Genomic DNA, 18,091 nt, shown 5'->3' with positions numbered 1-18,091 from the left:
CGGCGCCAGCGTATTTATCGGGTATCAAATCAACCGGTGGATTGGGCTGCTGACGCCCAATTCAGTTCTCTACGTGTAGCAAGCACAGAGGCCACCCACAGTCCGGCCCCAGCAATAAGACCTGAGAGTGCCGCGCCGATTGGCTGAGGGAGCATCATGCCGATGATCGATCCCGCCACCAGGACCGCACCGAGTGCGTAGAACGCCTTGAATGGGATGGCAAAAGCCATCGGGATGAAATGCAGGCCGACGACCAAGGCAATGGCAGGAAGCACCCACTCTGGATGGCCGAAGTTTTTAACCACGTTTATCGCTACCGGGATGCCGACCCCTTCTCCAATGGTGCTCCACATAACTACTTTGCCAGCCTGTTCGGTGCGTTGACGGATCGCAGACAGGCTGCGGCGAACTCGAAAAAGATTGGCAAGAAATGCAGCTAGTACCAAGACCGGCAGAATAAGGAGAGCGCTGTGTGAAGTTGTCAGCAAACCGACGGCAACCATCATGAAGATGGTCCCGAAAATACTCATGATAATCGCGCCCCGGTAACCCATTTTCCCGTCCCCGTCTTTAGGTAAGAGCAAACAATGCACATATCGTGCTTGCGGTGACACCCCGACACCGATCGCAATTATGAATGCAGGCATTTCTGTAGCTAGTGACAGGTGTCAGACCTTTTGGGTGCCAGGCTCTGACCCTCAGGTAACCCCAATTTTTTTGGCTTGTGTCCCGCAAAAAATCGGCATTTCAGGCATGCCATTTCAGAACGAATCGTCATTCCGGCCTTCGCCGAAATGACGAGCAAATGCGTAGTTGCCTTACGTCAATAATCGCGAATATCCAACGCGATAAAGCAACGCGCGCTATACCCCTTCTCCGTCGACGGCCAGGCCAACTGGCCCAGCAGGCGATCGCCAGCCGGCCATGGCTGGTTGTCCAGCAGCGCCTCATTGACCACGGAGCCGTCATCGGCACGGCGATGGAACAGGCGTATCCAGTGCAATTCGCCACTGAGCGATTCGCTCTGCAGCGCAGAGTGCAGCCCCGGCAACAAGCCTTCGGGCGCAGCCACATCGTCACGGGTGAAGCTTAGCGGGCTGGCAAATACGTCCCAGCTGCGCATGCCCAGCTCCCAGCTTTGCAGTTGAATGCGCCGATCGTCGGTGACATACCAGCATGCCGCCAACAGCACATGCAAGACGTCACGTTCAAACGCCTTCAATGCATCCCGTGCACTGGCGTCACCCCGGCCATGGCCGGCGAAGCTCTCCTCGATGTGGCGCTCTTCGCTGATTACCACATCCACGTCCAACCGACCCGGCGAGCCTTCTGCGCCCTCATGCCAGCTGCCGCGCACGGCGGGGAAATCCCCATCCGTGGTGAGCCATTCTTCGTCCCGTTCCAGCTCCACGCCGTGGCGCTCAAAGAGTCGAAGCAATTCAGTTTGCACGGCGTTGTCGTTCATCGAAGATTCCTGGGCTGTCAGCCGCGACAGCCTCTCATAAATACGTAGCTGCTCCCAGCCTGCCTGCTGTCGGCCGCCTTCCATCGAAAACAACGTAGGCTGGGATGCTAATCCCAGCTTTGCACGCGGCATCCCGGTGCTGGGATTGCCATCCCAGCCTACGCGCTACGCGCCATCGAAAATATTGGCGGACGCTAGGCGTCCAATCGGGCCAGCAGAAAATCGATCGCGCTGCGGAGCTTGGCCGTTGGGCGTGCATCTTGCGCGTAGATCAGATACATCGGCGAGGGTAACAGCGACCATTCGGGCAGTACGGGGAGCAGCCGGCCAGCGTCGAGATCATCAGCCAGTACGGCTTCGGGTTGCAGCACGATGCCGGCACCACTCAATGCAGCGATGCGCAGCGCGTTGCCCTGATTGGCGGTGAAGCGACTTCGCACCGTGACCTGACAGGTGGCGCCATTCGGCCCAACGAACAGCCATTGGTCAAATCGTCGCCAATACGAGGGACCAAGACAGTCATGGGCACTCAATTGCTGCGGGTGCTCGGGCTGGCCATGACGATCCAGATAGCTGGCCGATGCTGCGAGCAGGCGACGATAAGGGCGCAACGGGCGCGCGACAATCCCGGGCTCGTTGATTTCACCGATGTGGATGCCCAGCTCAAAGCCCCCGTCGACGAACTGGGGGCGGCGATTGTCCAGGGTGAGTTCGATGCTGATGTCCGGATATTGGGCCATGTAGTCACTCAGCACCGGCACGAGGATGTGACTGCCGAAGCTGACCGGAGCAATCACGCGCAGTTGGCCGCGCGGGGTCGCATGCAGTTCCAATGCACTGGCTTCGGCGAGTTCAACGTCCGCAAGCACTTGCTTGCAGCGCTCGTAGTACAGCCGCCCCACGTCCGAAAGCTGCTGGCGTCGCGTGGTGCGATGGAGCAGCCGCGCTCCCAGCCTTTGCTCGATGTCGTTGATATGCTTGGCGACCATCGTTGCCGAGACCCGGCTTGCCTCCGCGGCAGCGGCGAAACTGCCGCTTTCGACCACGCGGACGAACATTTCCATGCCGGCCAGCTTGTTCATGATTACCAACCCATAGGTTCGGAATGGGTCAAGTTATCTCATGTTTATCAACCAGGCCAAGTCGCGCACCATCGTGCGCTGCCCTCCCCCGGGCGCGCCTATCCCAGGGACTCACTGTGCCAAGCTTTCATCTCGATCTACCCTGCGTTGATCTCGGGAAGTTCTACAAGCGGCAAAGCCACAGAGGAGCAAAAGCCATGAGCGACGACAGCGCGCCGTACCACGCGCATATCTATTACGAACCGTCGCAACGGGACCTGGCCGCTACGGCGCAGACGCTCCTGCGCGATTTCATGGCGTCGAAAAAAATTCCTGCGCTGCTGTTCGTCGGCCAGCTTACGGACCGCAAGGCGGGACCGCATCCCATCCCGCAGTTTGAAATTCATTTCCTGAAAGCGGCGCTGCCAGCCATTCTCGACTTCATCAAGGCATCGGGATTCAGGGCGCTGGTTCATCCGCTTACCGATGACGACCTCGCTGATCACACGACCTTGGGTCATTGGATTGGAGAACCGCTGGAACTCGACCTGACAACGCTGGACCCGCCAGGTAAGAACCAGGGCATTGCGCGCTTCGGGAAAGCGGATTTCTGACGCTTGAAGTGCGCGCGTATTCAAGTCGTCGCGTTGATGAATGAAGAGAAGCAGGCACCCAGGCTTTCTATCCGGGTGCCTCGTGATGTCAACGCGCCCCTGTTTGCTCAGGGCTAACTCGCGTGCCCGCCGAGATTTACGTTGAGGCTCTGCTGCAGGTTGAGCAATTCGGCCGAGTAGGCGGAGTCGAAGGCCATCCTTGGGTCCTCGCTGTGGACCTGATTGCTCAGGGATTCGGCTTGCGCGGCGCCATAGTCGTAGAGCGTGCGAGCCATTGCGATACTGGGGCGATCGGGATTCTGGGTCAGGGCGTCGTACAGTGCCCCGGCCAGATTTTGGACCAGCTGATCGCCTTCGCCCAGGGGAATCTTGCCGACGATCGGTCCGAGCGGAGTTATGCCGACAATCTTGCTGACCATGTCGGTAAAGTCTTTCTTGGAGGCCTGGCTGGCGTTGATCTCAGCGTCGTATTGGGTCAATGCCATGGCGGTAGCGCCGGAGACGGCTGAGGTGAAGCGGCCGAGCTGCTGCATGGCGCGCTCCTGGTCCTGCGTACTGACTCCAGGTTGTTGCGCACGATCAGTAAAGGTTTGCTCGGCACGGTTCATGGTGGTGCGGATAGCTGGCACAAGGTCGCGCGAGCGGTCGAGCCAGAGTCCCTTGGCGTCTGGATTGAGCACTGTCTGACTCATGAATTTGGCCAACACATCGGTGTGCATCGGCGTGCCGTCGGCACCGACACCCGTGTATCGATCAACCAGTTCCTGTCCATAGCCGGTAAACAATCTACCCTCGGCGACCAGGGCCTGGTCGCGCCACGCCGTAGCGGTCGGAGTGTCCGGCAGCTTGCTGTAGGGGTTTTTGTCGCTGAGGCTGACCAGGGCCTCGAACGCCTGGGCACGCGCATCGGGCGTAGCCAGATTGCGTGACATCATGCTGGGATCGGAAGTAAAGAACATCGCTGCGCTCGCCCGATCCATGCCGCTGTTGCCATTGCGCGCCCACAATTCGTCGGCCAGCACTTCGCACACTCCGTTGGGCTCACGCGTGCTGGTGCCCCACTGCAGAATGGCCATGAAGCGCTGCCCGCCGTTTCCCGCGCCATTGGCATCGGCGATGTGCAGCAAATCGTCCTTATCGATCGCACCATCGCTGTACGCCTGTTGCACGGCATCGGCAATGGTCTGCTGGTCGGTCTCAAGCGAGGCTTGATCGCCGGCAGCGGAGCGCACCGCGTCATTGGCAAAGAAACGGACCTGCTGGCCGTTCTCTCGCGCCAGGGTCTGGATGATCTGGTCGCGCTCGGCCTGGTTCAGGTTCGGATTGCGCATGAAATTGGCCAGCTGCGACTGGTTGATCGGCATATCCGGGCGGATCATGCGCAGCGCGGTATCAACCTTGGTTTGATCGACCTGGTTGTCGGTCGCCGAAACTTCGTAGCGCGGGGCGATGGAATCGACAGGGTAAGACATGGCGTCAAAACCTCCTTCAATCTTCGCGATCAAGAAGGTAGGCCGACGAAGCAGGGGGTGAAACTAGGGCTTTCCCCAGGGGCCTTCGGCAAGGATAAATAGCGTGTAGGCTGGGATGATAATCCCAGCTTCCAGTTGGTATCCTGGTGCTGGGATGGCCATCCCAGCCTACGCCTTTGAAAATCAGCGCCCCCCGAACACTTGCATCGCGCATTTGCGCCGTTCATCGTCCTCTAGGTCGCCGGAATGCAGCGTGTGCTCAAGCAACCTCGCTTTGAGCTGGGTCGGAATCAATTTGAAGTCTTGCGGATGGTGTCGACTGAAATTCCACCCGCAGAGGTACCGCGCGGCGCCTTCAAGCAATGCGTCGTTTGCGTCCGGCGCCTGCGCGACCGCAACGATGTCTTCAGTTGCATAGTCCTGTAACAGGTCGTCTGAGATCAGCTCATAGGCGCCAAATCCGCTCCATGGCCCCTCGCCCGAACCGTACAAGACCAGAAGCCGCCGAATCCGCTCACGGCGATCAGGTATTTCGGCTTTCAGTGCGTCGTTCAGATCGCTCAACGCTTTGCCATACGGATTCATGCCCATGCGAAACTGCGCGTTGACGTCCCAGACGTGACGGATCGACGCAGGCATCTGGGGGAGCCATCGCTTCAGCGCCTCTGCCGTTTTTTTCTGTTCCTCCCGTTCACTGGCCTGCAGGGCTTCCAGCGAATGCGATAGCGGGATGTGGAGGCTGGCCAGAAGCTCGTTGAGCTTCTTCGGCGAACCGGCGGCGCCCGCCCCTCCCAGTGCTTTGTCGTCGCGGTACACCTCGAGCTGGTGACAGGAATAGCAGAGCAGGAAATCATAAGTGTGCCCGTTCGCCTGAATCCGAATCGCATGGCGAGGGTCGAAACACGCTGCTATCACATTGTCGAAGCCCCTAATCGCGACGTCAAAGGCAGCGACAGCCGAGGATGCCTGCGCCGGATTAAGTGTCGCCTGGCCCAGTATCTCGAAGCCATGCAATCGCGGTACTTTCTTCTCGGGATCATCCCAGGGCTCAAGCGAATAGATGACAGCCTGTCCTCCCGAATGGAGGGCCAGTTGCGCCTCGGGTGGCAATGCATTGGAGGCAGCGTGCGCGCATGAGGCCGTAAGGGCCAGAATCAACATTCGGGTAACCCAAGACAGCTTATTCGTCGCATTAGAAAAGTAGCTCCCGCCGAGTCCCCATGCGCGGATCGCTTGCCATCGATCTTTGTAGGTAACGGTCATAGCTTCCCCTGCCAGACTGACCTGGACGACATGGCCAGCTTACTCCGGACCGTGCGTAGGCTGGGATGATAATCCCAGCTTCCACTCGGCTTCCTGATGCTGGGATTGCCATCCCAGCCTACGCGCTAACGCAGGTTTGGGGACAGCGCCGACTACGCTTCCTCCGGAGGCGGCTGCAGCGTCGCCGCCAGTTTCTCAAGCTCGGCGATTTCCTTGTCCAGCGCGTCGTGCAACTCGCCTTGACGTGTCATCAACGTCTCGATCGATCCGCTCTGCTTGAGCTTCTTCAGCTCGCCGTCGAACAGCAGCCACTGCGCCGTCAGGGTTTCGACGTTGTTCTTCGCGTAGTGGCGCATCTCTTTGAGTTGCGCAAGGGCGTCGTTGACGTGTTCGAGCGGAGTCTTCGTGTTCTCGGACATGGCGGCATCTCCAGTCTCGTCCGCTTTTGAGGATAGTCGCGCCAAGCTGGCTGGCGCCGAAACGGGGAACGCATGGTCAGATTCCCCTGCCGCTCGCCTCGTTCGTCCACTGAGTCCAGCCCGTCGTGCGCCTCGCCGCTTGTGACAGCGAGCGTGAACGCCACCGACCTCCTTACCTCCCCTTAAAAAAGATAAGGCGCTGCCGGCTTTTCAATTTTTGACCAACGGGAAACCCTTTGCGTGTACGATCCTTCCACGCCAAGTCAGCCCGTCGTGACATTCGAAGGATCGGCACGGCTTTCAGACCAACGTGAGCACGAGTGATTTGCGTACATGAATGAGCGCGGACCGGATTCCCATCGTACCGTCATCGCCCTCATCGCTTCGCTCATTCTGCTCACGCTGGCGGCTGTTTATGCGCCACGCTTCGAGCAGCCCAGGGCAAAACTCAAAGCCGTCCCTTCGGCGCGGCCGGTCATCCCGACTGTCCAGCTGTGGCTGAGCACGGCGGATCGCCGGCTCAAGCTGCAGCAACGGCCCGATATTGCCATGAGCGCGCGCGGTTCGTTGCCCGCCGATATCGTCATCGACGTGCAGAAGAAATATCAAACCATCGTCGGTTTCGGCGCGGCGATGACGGACTCGTCGGCGTGGCTGCTGCGGAACAAGCTGAATTTCTTCCAGCGCAGGGCCTTGCTGCGCGAGCTGTATGGCCCGCCACCCGCTCTTGGCCTGAACATGATGCGCCTGACCATTGGCGCCTCGGATTTCTCGTTGAAGCCGTATACCCTGGATGATGTTCCCTTCGGCCAGGTCGATCCGCAGCTGCAGCATTTCAATATCACGCCCAATCTGCACGACGTCATACCGACGGTACGCCAGATCCTGGCTATTGATCCGGGATTGCAAATCATCGCATCGCCATGGAGCGCGCCGGCGTGGATGAAAACCAGCGCAAACCTCATCGGCGGGGAGCTGCTGGAGCAGTACGAAAGCACCTATACGGACTACCTCGTCAAATATCTCGACGCCTACCTCGGCTACGGCATCCCCATCTTCGCCCTGACCTTGCAGAATGAGCCCGGCTTCGTGCCCATTACGTATCCGGGTATGGAAATGCCTGCGGCCACGCGAGCACGCATCGTCGCGCAATATCTCGGCCCGAAGCTGGCCAGCCGCAAGCAAAAAACCCAGATCCTGGAATGGGATCACAACTGGAGCCAGCCGGATCAGGTGCTGAGCGTGCTGGCAAACCCCGATGCCGCGCGCTATATCGATGGCGTTGCCTGGCATTGCTACGAGGGCAGCCAGTATGCGCAAGGCCGCGTCCATCGTGCGTATCCCCAAAAGGACACCTACATCACCGAGTGCTCCGGAGGCGATTGGGCATCGAGCAAGAACGGTGAGCTGCTCTGGTTTACCCAGGAGCTGCTGGTCGCCGGCACCAGGCAGTGGGCTCGTGGCGTCGTGTACTGGAACCTGGTGCTCGACAAGCAGCACGGTCCCCATTTCGGCGGTTGTGACGCCTGCAAGGGTGTGGTCACGATCGACTCAGGCACAGGCGATGTGAGCCGCAACGACGAATACTACGCATTGGCCCACTTCAGCAAATTCGTCCTGCCCGGTGCCGTTAGAGTGGATTCCACGCTGACCGACAAGGGCTTCGTCAATGTGGCATTCCAGAACGTTACCGACGGGTCGATCGTGCTGGTGATGGTGAACAGCAACGCGGCTGCGCGTCCCGTCTCGGTCGCACAGGGCCCGACTCGCTTCGAATACACGATGCCGCCGCAAAGCGTGGCGACCTTCGTATGGAACCCGGGCCGGGCCGAAGCATGGATGCGACGCGCCCTGGATTGGTTGAAGAGCGCCCGGTGAGGCGTCGGCATGGCACGATCCAGGCGCACCGCAGTCCTTCGCAAGCGCCGATTCGTCATCCTACAATGACCTCCGGCAGGGGATTACCAACGTCACTGGGTGCGCCCTTGCGTTAGCCGCCAGACTTCAATCACGTCTATAGGGGAATCAGCGATGTTCGTTTCTGGCCAGAGGGTTGCATTTGCCGTGCCTGTCGGAGTGCCGACTTGGCAGCGTTGGTTGTTGTATTCGTCGATCGCCCGGCTGGTGATATTTGTCGCCATCTTCATGCCAAGCGTCATGGTGGTGTCCAAAGCGTTACATGCTTTGGGATGGACACATACCGCCCCTCCGCTGCAGCACGGGCTGGGTGAATTTTTCGGACGCACGATACCGGAATTGACGGCCTTCCTGCTGTTGGCTCGTTTCATCGAACGTCGCACGCCCACCGAACTGCTGTCGCGCACGATGTTTTCCCGGGCGTTGATCGGGCTGGCGATAGGCACGGCGTTGTTCAGCGCCGTGGTAGGCGTGATGTGGCTACTCGGTAGCTACCAAGTTGTAGGTTTCAATCCGCATGCCAACTGGGTGACTCCGCTGCTGATGGTGGGCCTCGGCGCTGGCATTGGCGAAGAGATCCTGTTCCGCGGCGCGCTTTTTCGCATCGTGGAGGAAGGCTTGGGCAGTTGGGCGGCTTTGCTCGTCTCGGCGGCGTTCTTTGGCTTGGCGCACCATGGCAACCCGGGCGCCACGCTATGGAGTTCGGCCGCCATCGCGATCGAGGCCGGCTTCCTGTTCGGCCTGCTCTATATGGTCACGCGCTCCTTGCCAATATGCATGGGCCTGCACCTCGCGTGGAATTTCTGCCAAGGTACGGTCTATGGCATTCCGGTATCGGGCACGGCGGCGGACGGTTGGCTGGTATCCACCCGCACCGGCCCGGATTGGCTCACTGGCGCCTCATTCGGCGCCGAGGCATCGGTGGTCGCCCTGACTACGTGCACGCTGCTGTCGCTGGTGCTGCTCATCATCGCGCTGAAACGCGGCTGCATCGTTTCGCCTGCATGGATACGCCGCAAGCAAGTCGTTGCACCGGTGGATGGTGCGGAAGCGGCAGCGTAACGGCCGGGCATTGGAAGCGTCGTCTTCGGCCATCCATTCCATCAGGGCGCGCTTGCATCGTTGATGGCAAGCGCGAGGATCATCCTGGCCGAGCTCGTTTACTTTTTTTCTTTGACGTCGGTGCACGTTAGCCTGGAGCATGCCCGGTCAAGGCACGCTCCAATCGTCTGATGCGGCAAAACCCGCGAACCTCACGGGCGCTCGGGCCGTTTCTTTTCCACCTTGGCTTTTTCGGGGGCCTGACCCGAATGGGAAGCATCGCGCGCAAAGCTGTTGGTCGACTTGAAATTTTTTGCCTGCTCGACGACCGAAGTGATCTTTGCGCCGGAATAAACCGAATGAATGGTCGCTACCGACAGGGGTTTGGGTGTGTCGTTCATTCGGGCACCTGAATGGAGGGCGGCGGGACCATCCACCATACTCCTAAACGCCAGTCGGCGCAGACCCCTTGTTTTCCATATTGATTAGGCGCCGGCAGTACACAAATTCAGCCGGCCGGCATGGTGTACTATGCTTTAGCAGGTATTTCCTGCCTTTTTGCGGCCCGCGCTGCCATTCAGCAGCGGCGCGCTTCGCTCCCCCAGCCCACGCGTGAACCACCTCGATTGGGAGGTGACGCCCCACGGGAGCACCCATGCCAGACCATTCCAATCGCCGCGCGGACCGGACCCCGTCCGGAAAGAAAGCGAAAAGCACCGCAAATTGCGCGACTTGCGCTGCGGTTTGCTGTCGCCTGATCGTTGTCCTGGCGCCCGAAGACAACGTCCCCACCCACCTCACCAGTTATCTTCCCAATGGCGTCCACGTGATGGCCCACGGCGAAGACGGGTGGTGTGTGGCACTGGATCGCACCCACATGAACTGCGGAATTTATGCCGATCGCCCAAGCACCTGCCGGCGATTCGTGATGGGCGGCCCGTACTGCCGCGCCGTTCGCTCCGACTATGCAAAACAACCTTCCCGCAGCATCGATATCACCCTGAAATGAGAGGACTTCGTCATGTCCAACCCCCGCCAAGCCGGTCCCCACGGCCCGTCCACCGGTTCCGCCTCCCCCAAAACCCTGACCAGCGAACGCATTGCTGCAGATATCGCAGCCTTCAACAAGGCCGGCGGCCGGATTGAAGTGTTGGGCAACACCCCGCTTCATCACAAATCCGCGGAGGCTGAAACTCCCGCCAAGGCAAACAGCGCTGCCAAGGCTGGCGCGCGGCCTTCCGGCCAGGAATAAGCTTCCCTGTGCGGTCATGCCAAATGGCACGGACCGACGTCACTTCCATTACATCGAACGAGGCACCTCCCTTGGCCAAGACCAACTACTCTTTTGAAAAGCGTCAGCGCGAACTGGCCAAGAAGAAGCAACAGGACGCCAAGCAGGCCAAGAAGAAGGCAGAGCGCGAAAACCCGAAGTCAAACGATACGGGAAGAGATCCCTCCGGGGGCGTTGCGTGAATGCGCCTGAAGCCGACGGGCCGCAGATATGGGTGGATGGCGACGCTTGTCCTGGCGTGATCAAGGAGATCCTGTTCCGCGCCGCCGAACGAGCCAAGATTCACGTGACATTGATCGCCAATCACGCGCTGTCGCGCCCTCCATCGCGTTATATCCGTGCAGTCACGGTAAGCGGTGGGTTTGACGAGGCCGACAACGAAATCGTCAGGCGCTTGCAGGCCGACGACCTTGTGGTCACGCAAGACATTCCGCTTGCCGCGCGCGTCATCGAGAAGGGCGGTGTGGCCGTCCATCCGCGTGGAGAACGCTACACGCCCGACAACATGGCTGAACGCTTGTCGATGCGCAACTTCATGGAGGAACTACGGGGAGCCGGCGTTCAAACCGGCGGTCCGCCCGCCTTTCATATGCGTGACCGGCAGGCCTTTGCCAATCAGCTTGATCGCTGGTTGGCGCAGCACACCCAACACAACGCATCTACGAAGGGTTAGCCGAAGCTTTCAGCGGGCAAAAGGCCCGATTGTGCGATCATGTCGCATGACTGCCTTTAGTACGCTTCCCCTCAAACCTGCCTTGCTCGCCAGTGTCGAAACACTGGGCTACAGCGAGATGACGCCCATCCAGGCGCAAAGCCTTCCGGCCATGCTGGAAGGTCGCGACGTGATCGCCCAGGCCCAGACTGGCAGCGGCAAGACCGCGGCATTCGGGCTAAGCCTGCTGCAATCGCTGCGCGTGGAAACGATCCGCTTGCAGGCGCTGGTGCTGTGTCCGACGCGCGAGCTGGCCGACCAGGTGAGCAAGGCCCTTCGCAAGCTCGCAGCGAACATCCCCAACGTCAAGCTGCTGACCCTGTGCGGCGGCATGCCTTTGGGCCCGCAGCTGGCCTCGCTGACCCACGATCCGCATATCGTGGTTGGCACGCCTGGCCGCGTGCAAGAGCACCTCAAGCGCGGCAGCCTGCATGGCGGCGGCATCAAGGTGCTGGTGCTGGACGAGGCGGATCGCATGCTGGACATGGGCTTCAGCGAAGCGATCGACGACATAGTCGGGCGTATCGCCAAGCATCACCAGACCCTGCTGTTCTCGGCCACTTATCCGGACGATATCCGCGAGGTGAGCCGGCGCGTGCAGCGCAACCCCGTCGAGGTCATCGTAGAAGCACCTGCCGACGGCAAACCCGCGATCGAGCAGCAGTTCATTGACGTTGAACCTGCTCGCAAGCTCGACGCGCTGGCCCAACTGCTTACCGGCGAACGTGGCCAGCATGCGCTGGTGTTCTGCAATATGCGACGCGACGTGGATGCCGTGGCGGAAGAGTTGGATGCCCGTGGGTATTCCGCGCTGGCCTTGCATGGCGACATGGAACAACGCGATCGCGACGAAGTGCTGGTGCAGTTCGCCAATCGCAGCTGCGCCGTGCTGATAGCCACCGATGTCGCGGCGCGCGGGCTCGACATCACTGCACTGCCGCTGGTAATCAGCTACGACGTCGCCCACGATCCCGATACGCATACCCATCGCATCGGTCGCACCGGTCGCGCCGGGCAAACAGGCCTGGCGATAACCCTTTGTACGCCGCGCGAACTGCCCAAGGCCGAAAACATCGAGCAGGTGCTCGGCCGACCGCTGCCCTGGCGTCCACTGAAGCTTTCGCCGCCGCGCGGCAAGACACTGAATCTGGCGCCGATGAAGACCCTGGTCATCGACGCCGGACGCCAGGACAAGCTACGCCCCGGCGACATCCTCGGCGCACTGACCGGCGACGCAGGGCTCAAGGCGGACGACGTCGGCAAGATCGATGTTTTCGCCACGCGCGCTTACGTAGCAATCACTCGATCGCTGGCGAACAGGGCATTGGAACGCTTGCGTGCCGGCAAGATCAAAGGGCGCAATCTACGAGTCCGGACTCTGGCTTGACGCCCGTGGTGGGCGACCGGCGTGTCGAGGGCCCGGATCCACACTGATGTTGGTTCAGAGCAATCGGTCATTCCGGGCAAAGCCCACTGCTGTCCGGGGCAAAATCGCATGGCTCAATCCGTGCCTGAAGCAGGCTCTTCCCCTGCTTGCATCTGATTAGCGCCATGTCTCTGCTGGCGGGCATCGGCTCCCTCCCCTACGTGTAGTAGGGGAGGGCTGGGGTGGGGTGAAGCAAGCTCGCGATGAAGTCAAACAGTGCGGCAAGCTCGTACAACCCCACCCCAACCCTCCCCTGCATACAGGGGAGGGAGCCGTTTCCGGTTAACTCTTCCATCGCGCCTTGAACTTACTATTGAGTCGCTTGTTACCTGGATGCACGCGAAGGCATCGAAAAACCCTCAGGGTCAGATTCACATCCGAGCAGGGAGTGAATCTGATCCTGTTCTATGCGAGTTTTCTTACTTGCCGGCCGTGTACGTCAATTCGGCGCTGTAGCTATCTACATGCGACGACACGCTTTGCAAAGCATCATTGACGGATTTGCGAATCGCCTGGCCGCTTTCTTTCCCATACACGTTTTCGACCATCTTCCATACCGTGGGATCGGGCTCCTTGCCAAGCTCCGCCCAGCTTTTGGCTGGCTCCACCAGGATGAAGTCAGGCGCGCCTTCATCGCCCTCGCGAACTCTGCCGATCATGTAATTGACGGCCCAATTGGATTTTTCGGCGGCCGCCGCGATTTTCTTTGCCGCAGCCATGAACGCTTCCGCGTTTTCATGACCGGGCTTGAGCTTGAAGAAGGTAACTTCAATCAGGGCCGATGCAGGATCGGAGTTCTTGGGCATATGACTCCATTCCGGCATCATTTCGACAAATGCGCTGGTCTCGCTTTTCAGATGAGGATTTACCGCCGATCTGAGGGTTGCGTCGCATGCCTTGCCCGCCGTGTCCATGGCATCGAAACTTTCCCATGGAACCGGGTCCGAGACGTACGAATAGGCATAGGTGTTTCCCGTCTCGTGCACCCACGCCTTCCACGTGAACTTGAAACCATGTTGATGCAGGCATTGATTGAAGTTCTTGACGCCCGTTTCATAAGCCTGCTGATCGGCAGGAGCCACGATATCGGTGTAGTCCCGAATGATGGTTGAAGTGCTCTTGTCCGCCGCTTGAACGGCGGCGGCGGATAACAGCGTGAACGACAACACTAGCCAGGATGGGATGGTGTTCATGAGAACCTCGCTTGGGGCTGTTGCCCCGCATGGATGAGTTGAGGCCCCTGATCACTTCGGGCGGACGAAGTGCATCCAGTATGCGCGCAATTCATGGCGCCGCGGCAAGCACAGGGGCGTCCCAATCGATGCGGTAGCCATGCTGCGCCCCGAACAGCTTGGCCGGATTGAAGAACGTCTTCAGCGCGATCGGCATGATGATATGCATCAGAGCCTTGGCCAACGGCCCCGAGGCTTTTTGGCCATTGGTCCTGGCGGCATGAGCTGTCACTTCTTCCACACGTCCTCGACGCAGCTGCTCATAAGCGGTAAACGCCGCAGAGGGCTTCGGCAGGTCGCGCACACAGCGTGCGAGCTCAACCGCGCTTTCTATCGCCAGCGATGCACCCTGCCCCGAGCTGGATGAGGGCGCATGCACGGCGTCGCCGACCAACACCATTCTTTCACTGTGCCAGCGAGGAACCGGCGGCATCCACTCGCTTGCGCCCGTGGCGAGGAGCTGCTCCGGATCAGTGTGCCTCAGGAAGGTTTGCGCAGGCTGGTCGTCGCGATAAAGCTCGCGCAAGCGACTGATCCAATGCGATGCAGGTATCTTGCGCACGTCCGTCATCGATATTGGTACATCGTGTGGAAGGCTGCCGAACCAGCAGACTCCCCGGTCCGCATCCGGCCAGTAGCCGAGAAAGGCGTGTTTGCCGAAGACAAAGGTCATGCTATCGGGAGCTACGTTGACCGTCCCATGCGGCACGCAGCCGCCAAACCCCAAATGCCCCGCATACTGCGGCGATGGCGCGTTCGGATCGATCAGTTCGCGCACGGTCGAGCGGATACCGTCCGCTCCGATCAGGATGTCGCCCTTGGCATGGCTGCCATCGGCAAACTGCGCACGTACGTCGTGAGACGTCTCGCTCGCCGCAATCAGCCGCTTCCCGTACACCACCGGTATGCCGGCATCCTTCACCGCCTGGTTGAGTACCTTGTAGAGATCGGCGCGCTCTATCACACGACTGGCTTGCATCCCTTTCAGTCCATGGAAACGGATGAGTACCTTTCCGCGGCTGTTCGCCAGGACCATCTGCGCCATAGGCCGGCTGGCTACCCTTAGCTCAGCGTCAACGCCGATGACTTTCAGTGCCTCCAGCCCGTTGGGAGCCAGCATCAGGCTGGCTCCCACGCCGTCCGCCGCAGCCGGATGGGACTCGTAAATCGTTGCACGGATGCCGGCCTTGGCCAGCGCCAGCGCTACCGCGGAACCGGCGATACCACCCCCGATGATGAGTGCGTGTCTTACGGCGGCCATGCGTTTACCCTCGGTTTCATAAGTCATAATATGACTATATAGACATATTATGACTATAAACGCAAGATAGCCCCTATTCCCGTCCTTGAGGATGCACTCGTGAAAACCCGCCCCCGGCAACGGTCGCCGCTGGCGATGGTGATCCTCTCCTTTGTCGTGGAGGCCCCCTCGCACGCCTATCGCATGCATGAGTTGATCAAGCAGCGCGGCAAGGACAACGTCGTCAACGTGGCACAACGCAACAGCGTCTATCAGACCATCGCGCAGCTGCAGGCGGCCGAACTGATACGCGTGCGCGAAACGCAACAGGAAGAGGGCCGGCCGGAGCGGGTGATCTACGAGATCACGCCCCTGGGCAAGAAGACCTTCCATGCCTGGCTGGAAGGCATGCTGGGCGAGCCGCGGCGCGAGTTCAATGAATTCCCCGCAGCGCTCGCCACGGTGATGGCGCTTTCGCCGGACGTGGTGCTCGCGCAATTGCTGCGGCGACGTGAAGCGCAAAAGCAGCAGTTGACCCATTCGTCCGCCATCATGAAGGAGCTGCAGGGCAAAGGGCTGCCACGGCTATGCATGCTGGACGACGAATACAAGCAGGTGCTGCTGAAAGCCGAGATCAAATGGCTGGACGGCCTGATCGCGCAGCTCGAATCAGGCGAGATCAGCTGGAACGAGAAGTGGCTGCGCAAGCTGGCCGCCCAGTTTGAAGGCGGCCAGCACGATTGATGCGAATGGGCAAGGCGCGACGCGCACTTCCTCAGCGCGGTGCTTTGGCCGGCCGCAGATAGCCGTCATAGTTGACGATCCAGGTCTGGCCCCCGTCGAGCGAGTAGTCCCAGACTTGATGCACGCCGTCCGGCATGGGCGTCCAGATATTGCGATGCAGGGCGACGCGTCCATCTTCCTCCACGTGCGTGCCGATCATCACCATCTGCTGCCCTCGCATGCCGCCTTCCATGGTCAGCAGCGTGCCGTGACTACTTGCCCAGGTCTCGTTCCAGACCTTGCGGTTCGCGTCATAGATGTTGAGGCTGGTGCCGCTCTCCCCTTCCACCCCGCTCCAGTGCTCGATCAGCACGCAGCCGTCATGCGCCTTTTCAACGCGGTTGTGGCCAAGCAGCTTGCCTGCGCTGTCATAAGCGTCCCAGTTGCCGGCAAAGAAATCGAATTGCCGATGGGCGGCGTCGGTGCAATGCGGACCGTCGACGGAAGCCATGGCGGCCGGGGAAGCCAGGCTGCAGGCCAACAATGCTGCATAGACATAAGCGATCGTTTTCACAGGGCGTTCCTTCCATTGGCGTAAGACGAAAGTGGCCACCAGCGCTCACTGCACTGCTCGCTTGCGGTACCCACGGGACGCCTGCATGCTAGGCAACCATTAGGACAGTTTGCGTCCTAATTCCTTCCCCAGGGGCTCTTCATGTACCACCCAACCAGCCGGGCATTGGCCGTCCTGGAGTTGCTGCAGGCGCACCGCCGAATCAGCGGCAGCGAACTGGCGCGCCGGCTGGCTATCCACCCGCGCACCCTGCGTCGGTATATCACCATTCTTGAGGAAATCGGCATTCCGATCACGGCCGAGCGCGGGCGCCACGGCGCCTACATGCTGGTGCCCGGCTTCAAGCTACCGCCCATGATGTTCAGCGATGACGAAGCGCTGGCGCTTTCGGTAGGCCTGCTGGCCGCCCAGCGGTTGGGCATGACCCATGCCGGCGCGGTGGCGGCCAGCGCGCAAGCCAAGCTGGAGCGCGTGATGCCGGAGCGACTGCAACAGCAAGTGCGCGCATTGACCGAGACCGTCAGCCTGGAGAGTGGGCGCCCTGCTCCCAACGTGAACGGCGCCCTGCTCATGCAGCTGAGCAAGGCTGCCCAGGAACGGCAGCAGATACGCTTGAGTTATCGCTCGCCTCAGGATGAGCACACCGAGCGAGCGGTCGATCCGTTCGGACTCGGTTACCGCAATAGCTATTGGTACCTCGTGGGCCGTTGCCATCTCCGTCAGGACCTGCGTTCGTTCCGACTGGATCGCATCACCGCTGCACAGCCGCTTGGCACCGGCTTTGAACGACCCGCCCACTTCGACACCCTGGCTCATCTCGCCGACAGCCTCGCCACCCAACCACGCACTTATCTAGCCGAGGTGGAACTGTTTACCGACTTGCCGCACGCCATGAACAACCTTGGCAATGCCATCGGCGTGTTTGAACCCATTGAGCGCGGCGTATTGATGCGCAGCCAGGTGGATGATCTGGATTGGCTCGCACGCGAGCTGGCTCGCTTGCCGTTCGGATTTCGCGTAAACAGCCCCGCGCTGCTGCGCCACGCCCTGCAAAACCTGGCTAACCGCCTGGCTATGGCTTGAGCGTAGGCTGGGATGACAATCCCAGCTTCCATACGTCATCCCGGCGCTGGGATTGCCATCCCAGCCTACACTCTAAGCAGATGAATTCGATCCGGCTCCTGGCGGGCACTCACGTCGCGGATTGCTCTTTATCGCCTCGACCAACGACGTGACGCCATACGCAAATGCGCTGCCGTAAGCCAGATACGCGCCATATCGTATTGATGCACCGAAATTCAAATGCCAGGTCAGGACGAGCCAGGAAATTCCCGCAAAGCTTAGTACGCTCAGGCCGACTTCCGTCCAAGATGCTTTTCGACTTGGCGGATGCAACCCTTTCATCATTCGCCAAAGCTCAATCGCCAAAGGCCAGAAGAAAAGAAGCAAAGCGACGGTTGAGAATAGGCCAGGCCAGTCGAAAGCATTGCTTGCCGATAGAGTCGCCGGCGGCGATGAATCTCCCTGTTTCTGTGAGCACTGGGTCAAAGGCAAGAAGAAGCTTGCGGCGAGCACCCATGCGGAAATGCGCTTGATCAGCAGCGTCATGTTCATCCGATTGAGAATCCTGGTTTGCGGGCT

Annotated in this window: 21 protein-coding genes; 10 read left to right on the top strand and 11 right to left on the bottom strand. The window is 60.2% G+C overall.

The window, feature by feature from the left end; translation table 11 throughout:
- Window positions 1-29: 29 nt before the first annotated feature.
- The 3 genes from EKH80_RS09495 to EKH80_RS09485 all read right to left on the bottom strand — a co-directional run bounded on the left by EKH80_RS09495 (window position 30) and on the right by EKH80_RS09485 (window position 2,547).
- Window positions 30-554 (bottom strand): hypothetical protein, encoded by a 525-nt coding sequence (locus EKH80_RS09495; protein ID WP_425481140.1) that lies wholly within the window; start codon window positions 552-554, stop codon window positions 30-32.
- A 269-nt stretch (window positions 555-823) separates the two neighbouring features.
- Window positions 824-1,465 carry a DUF6348 family protein gene (locus EKH80_RS09490; protein ID WP_126684514.1) on the bottom strand — a complete coding sequence of 214 codons (642 nt, stop codon included), beginning with the start codon at window positions 1,463-1,465 and terminating at the stop codon, window positions 824-826.
- A gap of 194 nt (window positions 1,466-1,659) precedes the next feature.
- Window positions 1,660-2,547, bottom strand: a complete 888-nt coding sequence (locus EKH80_RS09485) for a LysR family transcriptional regulator (protein WP_126684513.1) — start codon at window positions 2,545-2,547, stop codon at window positions 1,660-1,662.
- 197 nt (window positions 2,548-2,744) lie between these two features.
- Between EKH80_RS09485 and EKH80_RS09480 the strand changes: the two genes are divergently transcribed.
- Window positions 2,745-3,140: a DOPA 4,5-dioxygenase family protein gene (locus EKH80_RS09480; protein WP_126684512.1), complete on the top strand. Its 396-nt coding sequence runs from the start codon at window positions 2,745-2,747 to the stop codon at window positions 3,138-3,140.
- A 113-nt stretch (window positions 3,141-3,253) separates the two neighbouring features.
- On the opposite strand, the gene EKH80_RS09475 is transcribed toward EKH80_RS09480, so the two are convergent.
- The 3 genes from EKH80_RS09475 to EKH80_RS09465 form a co-directional block, all read right to left on the bottom strand.
- Window positions 3,254-4,612, bottom strand: coding sequence for a hypothetical protein (locus EKH80_RS09475; protein WP_126684511.1), 1,359 nt, complete (start codon window positions 4,610-4,612; stop codon window positions 3,254-3,256).
- A 183-nt stretch (window positions 4,613-4,795) separates the two neighbouring features.
- Complete coding sequence (locus EKH80_RS09470; protein WP_126684510.1) at window positions 4,796-5,875, bottom strand: hypothetical protein; 1,080 nt, start codon at window positions 5,873-5,875, stop codon at window positions 4,796-4,798.
- 152 nt (window positions 5,876-6,027) lie between these two features.
- Entirely contained in the window at window positions 6,028-6,294 is a 267-nt protein-coding gene (locus EKH80_RS09465; protein ID WP_126684509.1) for a hypothetical protein, read from the bottom strand.
- Window positions 6,295-6,627: 333 nt separating this feature from the next.
- Between EKH80_RS09465 and EKH80_RS09460 the strand changes: the two genes are divergently transcribed.
- Window positions 6,628-8,172 carry a glycoside hydrolase family 30 protein gene (locus EKH80_RS09460; RefSeq protein WP_126684508.1) on the top strand — a complete coding sequence of 515 codons (1,545 nt, stop codon included), beginning with the start codon at window positions 6,628-6,630 and terminating at the stop codon, window positions 8,170-8,172.
- Window positions 8,173-8,325: 153 nt separating this feature from the next.
- Window positions 8,326-9,273: a CPBP family intramembrane glutamic endopeptidase gene (locus tag EKH80_RS09455; RefSeq protein ID WP_126684507.1), complete on the top strand. Its 948-nt coding sequence runs from the start codon at window positions 8,326-8,328 to the stop codon at window positions 9,271-9,273.
- A gap of 191 nt (window positions 9,274-9,464) precedes the next feature.
- Here the strand turns inward: EKH80_RS09455 and EKH80_RS09450 are convergent, their stop codons facing one another.
- The gene (locus EKH80_RS09450; protein ID WP_126684506.1) at window positions 9,465-9,653 is read right to left on the bottom strand and encodes a hypothetical protein; all 189 of its coding nucleotides are present in this window, start codon (window positions 9,651-9,653) and stop codon (window positions 9,465-9,467) included.
- A 254-nt stretch (window positions 9,654-9,907) separates the two neighbouring features.
- On the opposite strand from EKH80_RS09450, the gene EKH80_RS09445 reads away from it, so the two are divergent.
- The 5 genes from EKH80_RS09445 (at window position 9,908) to dbpA (ending at window position 12,642) form a co-directional block, all read left to right on the top strand.
- Window positions 9,908-10,261: a YkgJ family cysteine cluster protein gene (locus tag EKH80_RS09445; RefSeq protein ID WP_126684505.1), complete on the top strand. Its 354-nt coding sequence runs from the start codon at window positions 9,908-9,910 to the stop codon at window positions 10,259-10,261.
- Window positions 10,262-10,273: 12 nt separating this feature from the next.
- Window positions 10,274-10,504, top strand: coding sequence for a hypothetical protein (locus EKH80_RS09440; RefSeq protein ID WP_126684504.1), 231 nt, complete (start codon window positions 10,274-10,276; stop codon window positions 10,502-10,504).
- A 71-nt stretch (window positions 10,505-10,575) separates the two neighbouring features.
- Entirely contained in the window at window positions 10,576-10,725 is a 150-nt protein-coding gene (locus EKH80_RS23975; protein WP_196240362.1) for a hypothetical protein, read from the top strand.
- On the top strand, window positions 10,722-11,216 hold the full coding sequence (locus EKH80_RS09435; RefSeq protein WP_230473571.1) for a YaiI/YqxD family protein: 495 nt from the start codon (window positions 10,722-10,724) through the stop codon (window positions 11,214-11,216). Before EKH80_RS23975 ends, EKH80_RS09435 begins: the two co-directional genes overlap by 4 nt.
- Before the next feature lie 46 nt (window positions 11,217-11,262).
- Window positions 11,263-12,642, top strand: a complete 1,380-nt coding sequence (gene dbpA, locus EKH80_RS09430) for an ATP-dependent RNA helicase DbpA (RefSeq protein WP_126684503.1) — start codon at window positions 11,263-11,265, stop codon at window positions 12,640-12,642.
- Between the two features lie 458 nt (window positions 12,643-13,100).
- Here dbpA and EKH80_RS09425 read toward each other — a convergent pair whose 3' ends face one another.
- Entirely contained in the window at window positions 13,101-13,850 is a 750-nt protein-coding gene (locus EKH80_RS09425) for a hypothetical protein (RefSeq protein WP_230473612.1), read from the bottom strand.
- A 115-nt stretch (window positions 13,851-13,965) separates the two neighbouring features.
- A complete protein-coding gene (locus EKH80_RS09420; protein ID WP_126684501.1) occupies window positions 13,966-15,174 on the bottom strand; it encodes an FAD-dependent oxidoreductase in 1,209 nt (402 codons plus the stop codon).
- Between the two features lie 99 nt (window positions 15,175-15,273).
- On the opposite strand from EKH80_RS09420, the gene EKH80_RS09415 reads away from it, so the two are divergent.
- Window positions 15,274-15,897, top strand: a complete 624-nt coding sequence (locus EKH80_RS09415; protein ID WP_230473569.1) for a PadR family transcriptional regulator — start codon at window positions 15,274-15,276, stop codon at window positions 15,895-15,897.
- A 31-nt stretch (window positions 15,898-15,928) separates the two neighbouring features.
- Here EKH80_RS09415 and EKH80_RS09410 read toward each other — a convergent pair whose 3' ends face one another.
- On the bottom strand, window positions 15,929-16,450 hold the full coding sequence (locus EKH80_RS09410; RefSeq protein ID WP_126684500.1) for a hypothetical protein: 522 nt from the start codon (window positions 16,448-16,450) through the stop codon (window positions 15,929-15,931).
- 141 nt (window positions 16,451-16,591) lie between these two features.
- Here EKH80_RS09410 and EKH80_RS09405 point away from each other — a divergent pair, with 141 nt between their 5' ends.
- On the top strand, window positions 16,592-17,533 hold the full coding sequence (locus EKH80_RS09405) for a helix-turn-helix transcriptional regulator (protein WP_126684499.1): 942 nt from the start codon (window positions 16,592-16,594) through the stop codon (window positions 17,531-17,533).
- A 72-nt stretch (window positions 17,534-17,605) separates the two neighbouring features.
- On the opposite strand, the gene EKH80_RS09400 is transcribed toward EKH80_RS09405, so the two are convergent.
- On the bottom strand, window positions 17,606-18,064 hold the full coding sequence (locus EKH80_RS09400; protein WP_126684498.1) for a hypothetical protein: 459 nt from the start codon (window positions 18,062-18,064) through the stop codon (window positions 17,606-17,608).
- Between the last annotated feature and the right edge of the window lie 27 nt (window positions 18,065-18,091).

Origin of the sequence: Dyella choica, assembly GCF_003977665.1 — a bacterium.
In the GTDB taxonomy this organism is placed as follows: Bacteria; Pseudomonadota; Gammaproteobacteria; order Xanthomonadales; family Rhodanobacteraceae; genus Dyella_B; species Dyella_B choica.
The sequence above is the reverse complement of the archived record's forward strand: the minus strand, read 5'-3'. Positions and strand labels throughout refer to the sequence as shown.

Bases quoted from the DNA above. Each gene is read 5' to 3' on its own strand.
- dbpA (WP_126684503.1), top strand. From the start codon at position 11,263: ATGACTGCCTTTAGTACGCTTCCCCTCAAACCTGCCTTGCTCGCCAGT.
- EKH80_RS09420 (WP_126684501.1), bottom strand. From the start codon at position 15,174: ATGGCCGCCGTAAGACACGCACTCATCATCGGGGGTGGTATCGCCGGT.
- EKH80_RS09475 (WP_126684511.1), bottom strand. From the start codon at position 4,612: ATGTCTTACCCTGTCGATTCCATCGCCCCGCGCTACGAAGTTTCGGCG.
- EKH80_RS09480 (WP_126684512.1), top strand. From the start codon at position 2,745: ATGAGCGACGACAGCGCGCCGTACCACGCGCATATCTATTACGAACCG.
- EKH80_RS09455 (WP_126684507.1), top strand. From the start codon at position 8,326: ATGTTCGTTTCTGGCCAGAGGGTTGCATTTGCCGTGCCTGTCGGAGTG.
- EKH80_RS09465 (WP_126684509.1), bottom strand. From the start codon at position 6,294: ATGTCCGAGAACACGAAGACTCCGCTCGAACACGTCAACGACGCCCTT.
- EKH80_RS09440 (WP_126684504.1), top strand. From the start codon at position 10,274: ATGTCCAACCCCCGCCAAGCCGGTCCCCACGGCCCGTCCACCGGTTCC.
- EKH80_RS09405 (WP_126684499.1), top strand. From the start codon at position 16,592: ATGTACCACCCAACCAGCCGGGCATTGGCCGTCCTGGAGTTGCTGCAG.
- EKH80_RS09445 (WP_126684505.1), top strand. From the start codon at position 9,908: ATGCCAGACCATTCCAATCGCCGCGCGGACCGGACCCCGTCCGGAAAG.
- EKH80_RS09490 (WP_126684514.1), bottom strand. From the start codon at position 1,465: ATGAACGACAACGCCGTGCAAACTGAATTGCTTCGACTCTTTGAGCGC.
- EKH80_RS09485 (WP_126684513.1), bottom strand. From the start codon at position 2,547: ATGAACAAGCTGGCCGGCATGGAAATGTTCGTCCGCGTGGTCGAAAGC.
- EKH80_RS09470 (WP_126684510.1), bottom strand. From the start codon at position 5,875: ATGACCGTTACCTACAAAGATCGATGGCAAGCGATCCGCGCATGGGGA.
- EKH80_RS09460 (WP_126684508.1), top strand. From the start codon at position 6,628: ATGAATGAGCGCGGACCGGATTCCCATCGTACCGTCATCGCCCTCATC.
- EKH80_RS09400 (WP_126684498.1), bottom strand. From the start codon at position 18,064: ATGAACATGACGCTGCTGATCAAGCGCATTTCCGCATGGGTGCTCGCC.
- EKH80_RS09495 (WP_425481140.1), bottom strand. From the start codon at position 554: ATGGGTTACCGGGGCGCGATTATCATGAGTATTTTCGGGACCATCTTC.
- EKH80_RS09450 (WP_126684506.1), bottom strand. From the start codon at position 9,653: ATGAACGACACACCCAAACCCCTGTCGGTAGCGACCATTCATTCGGTT.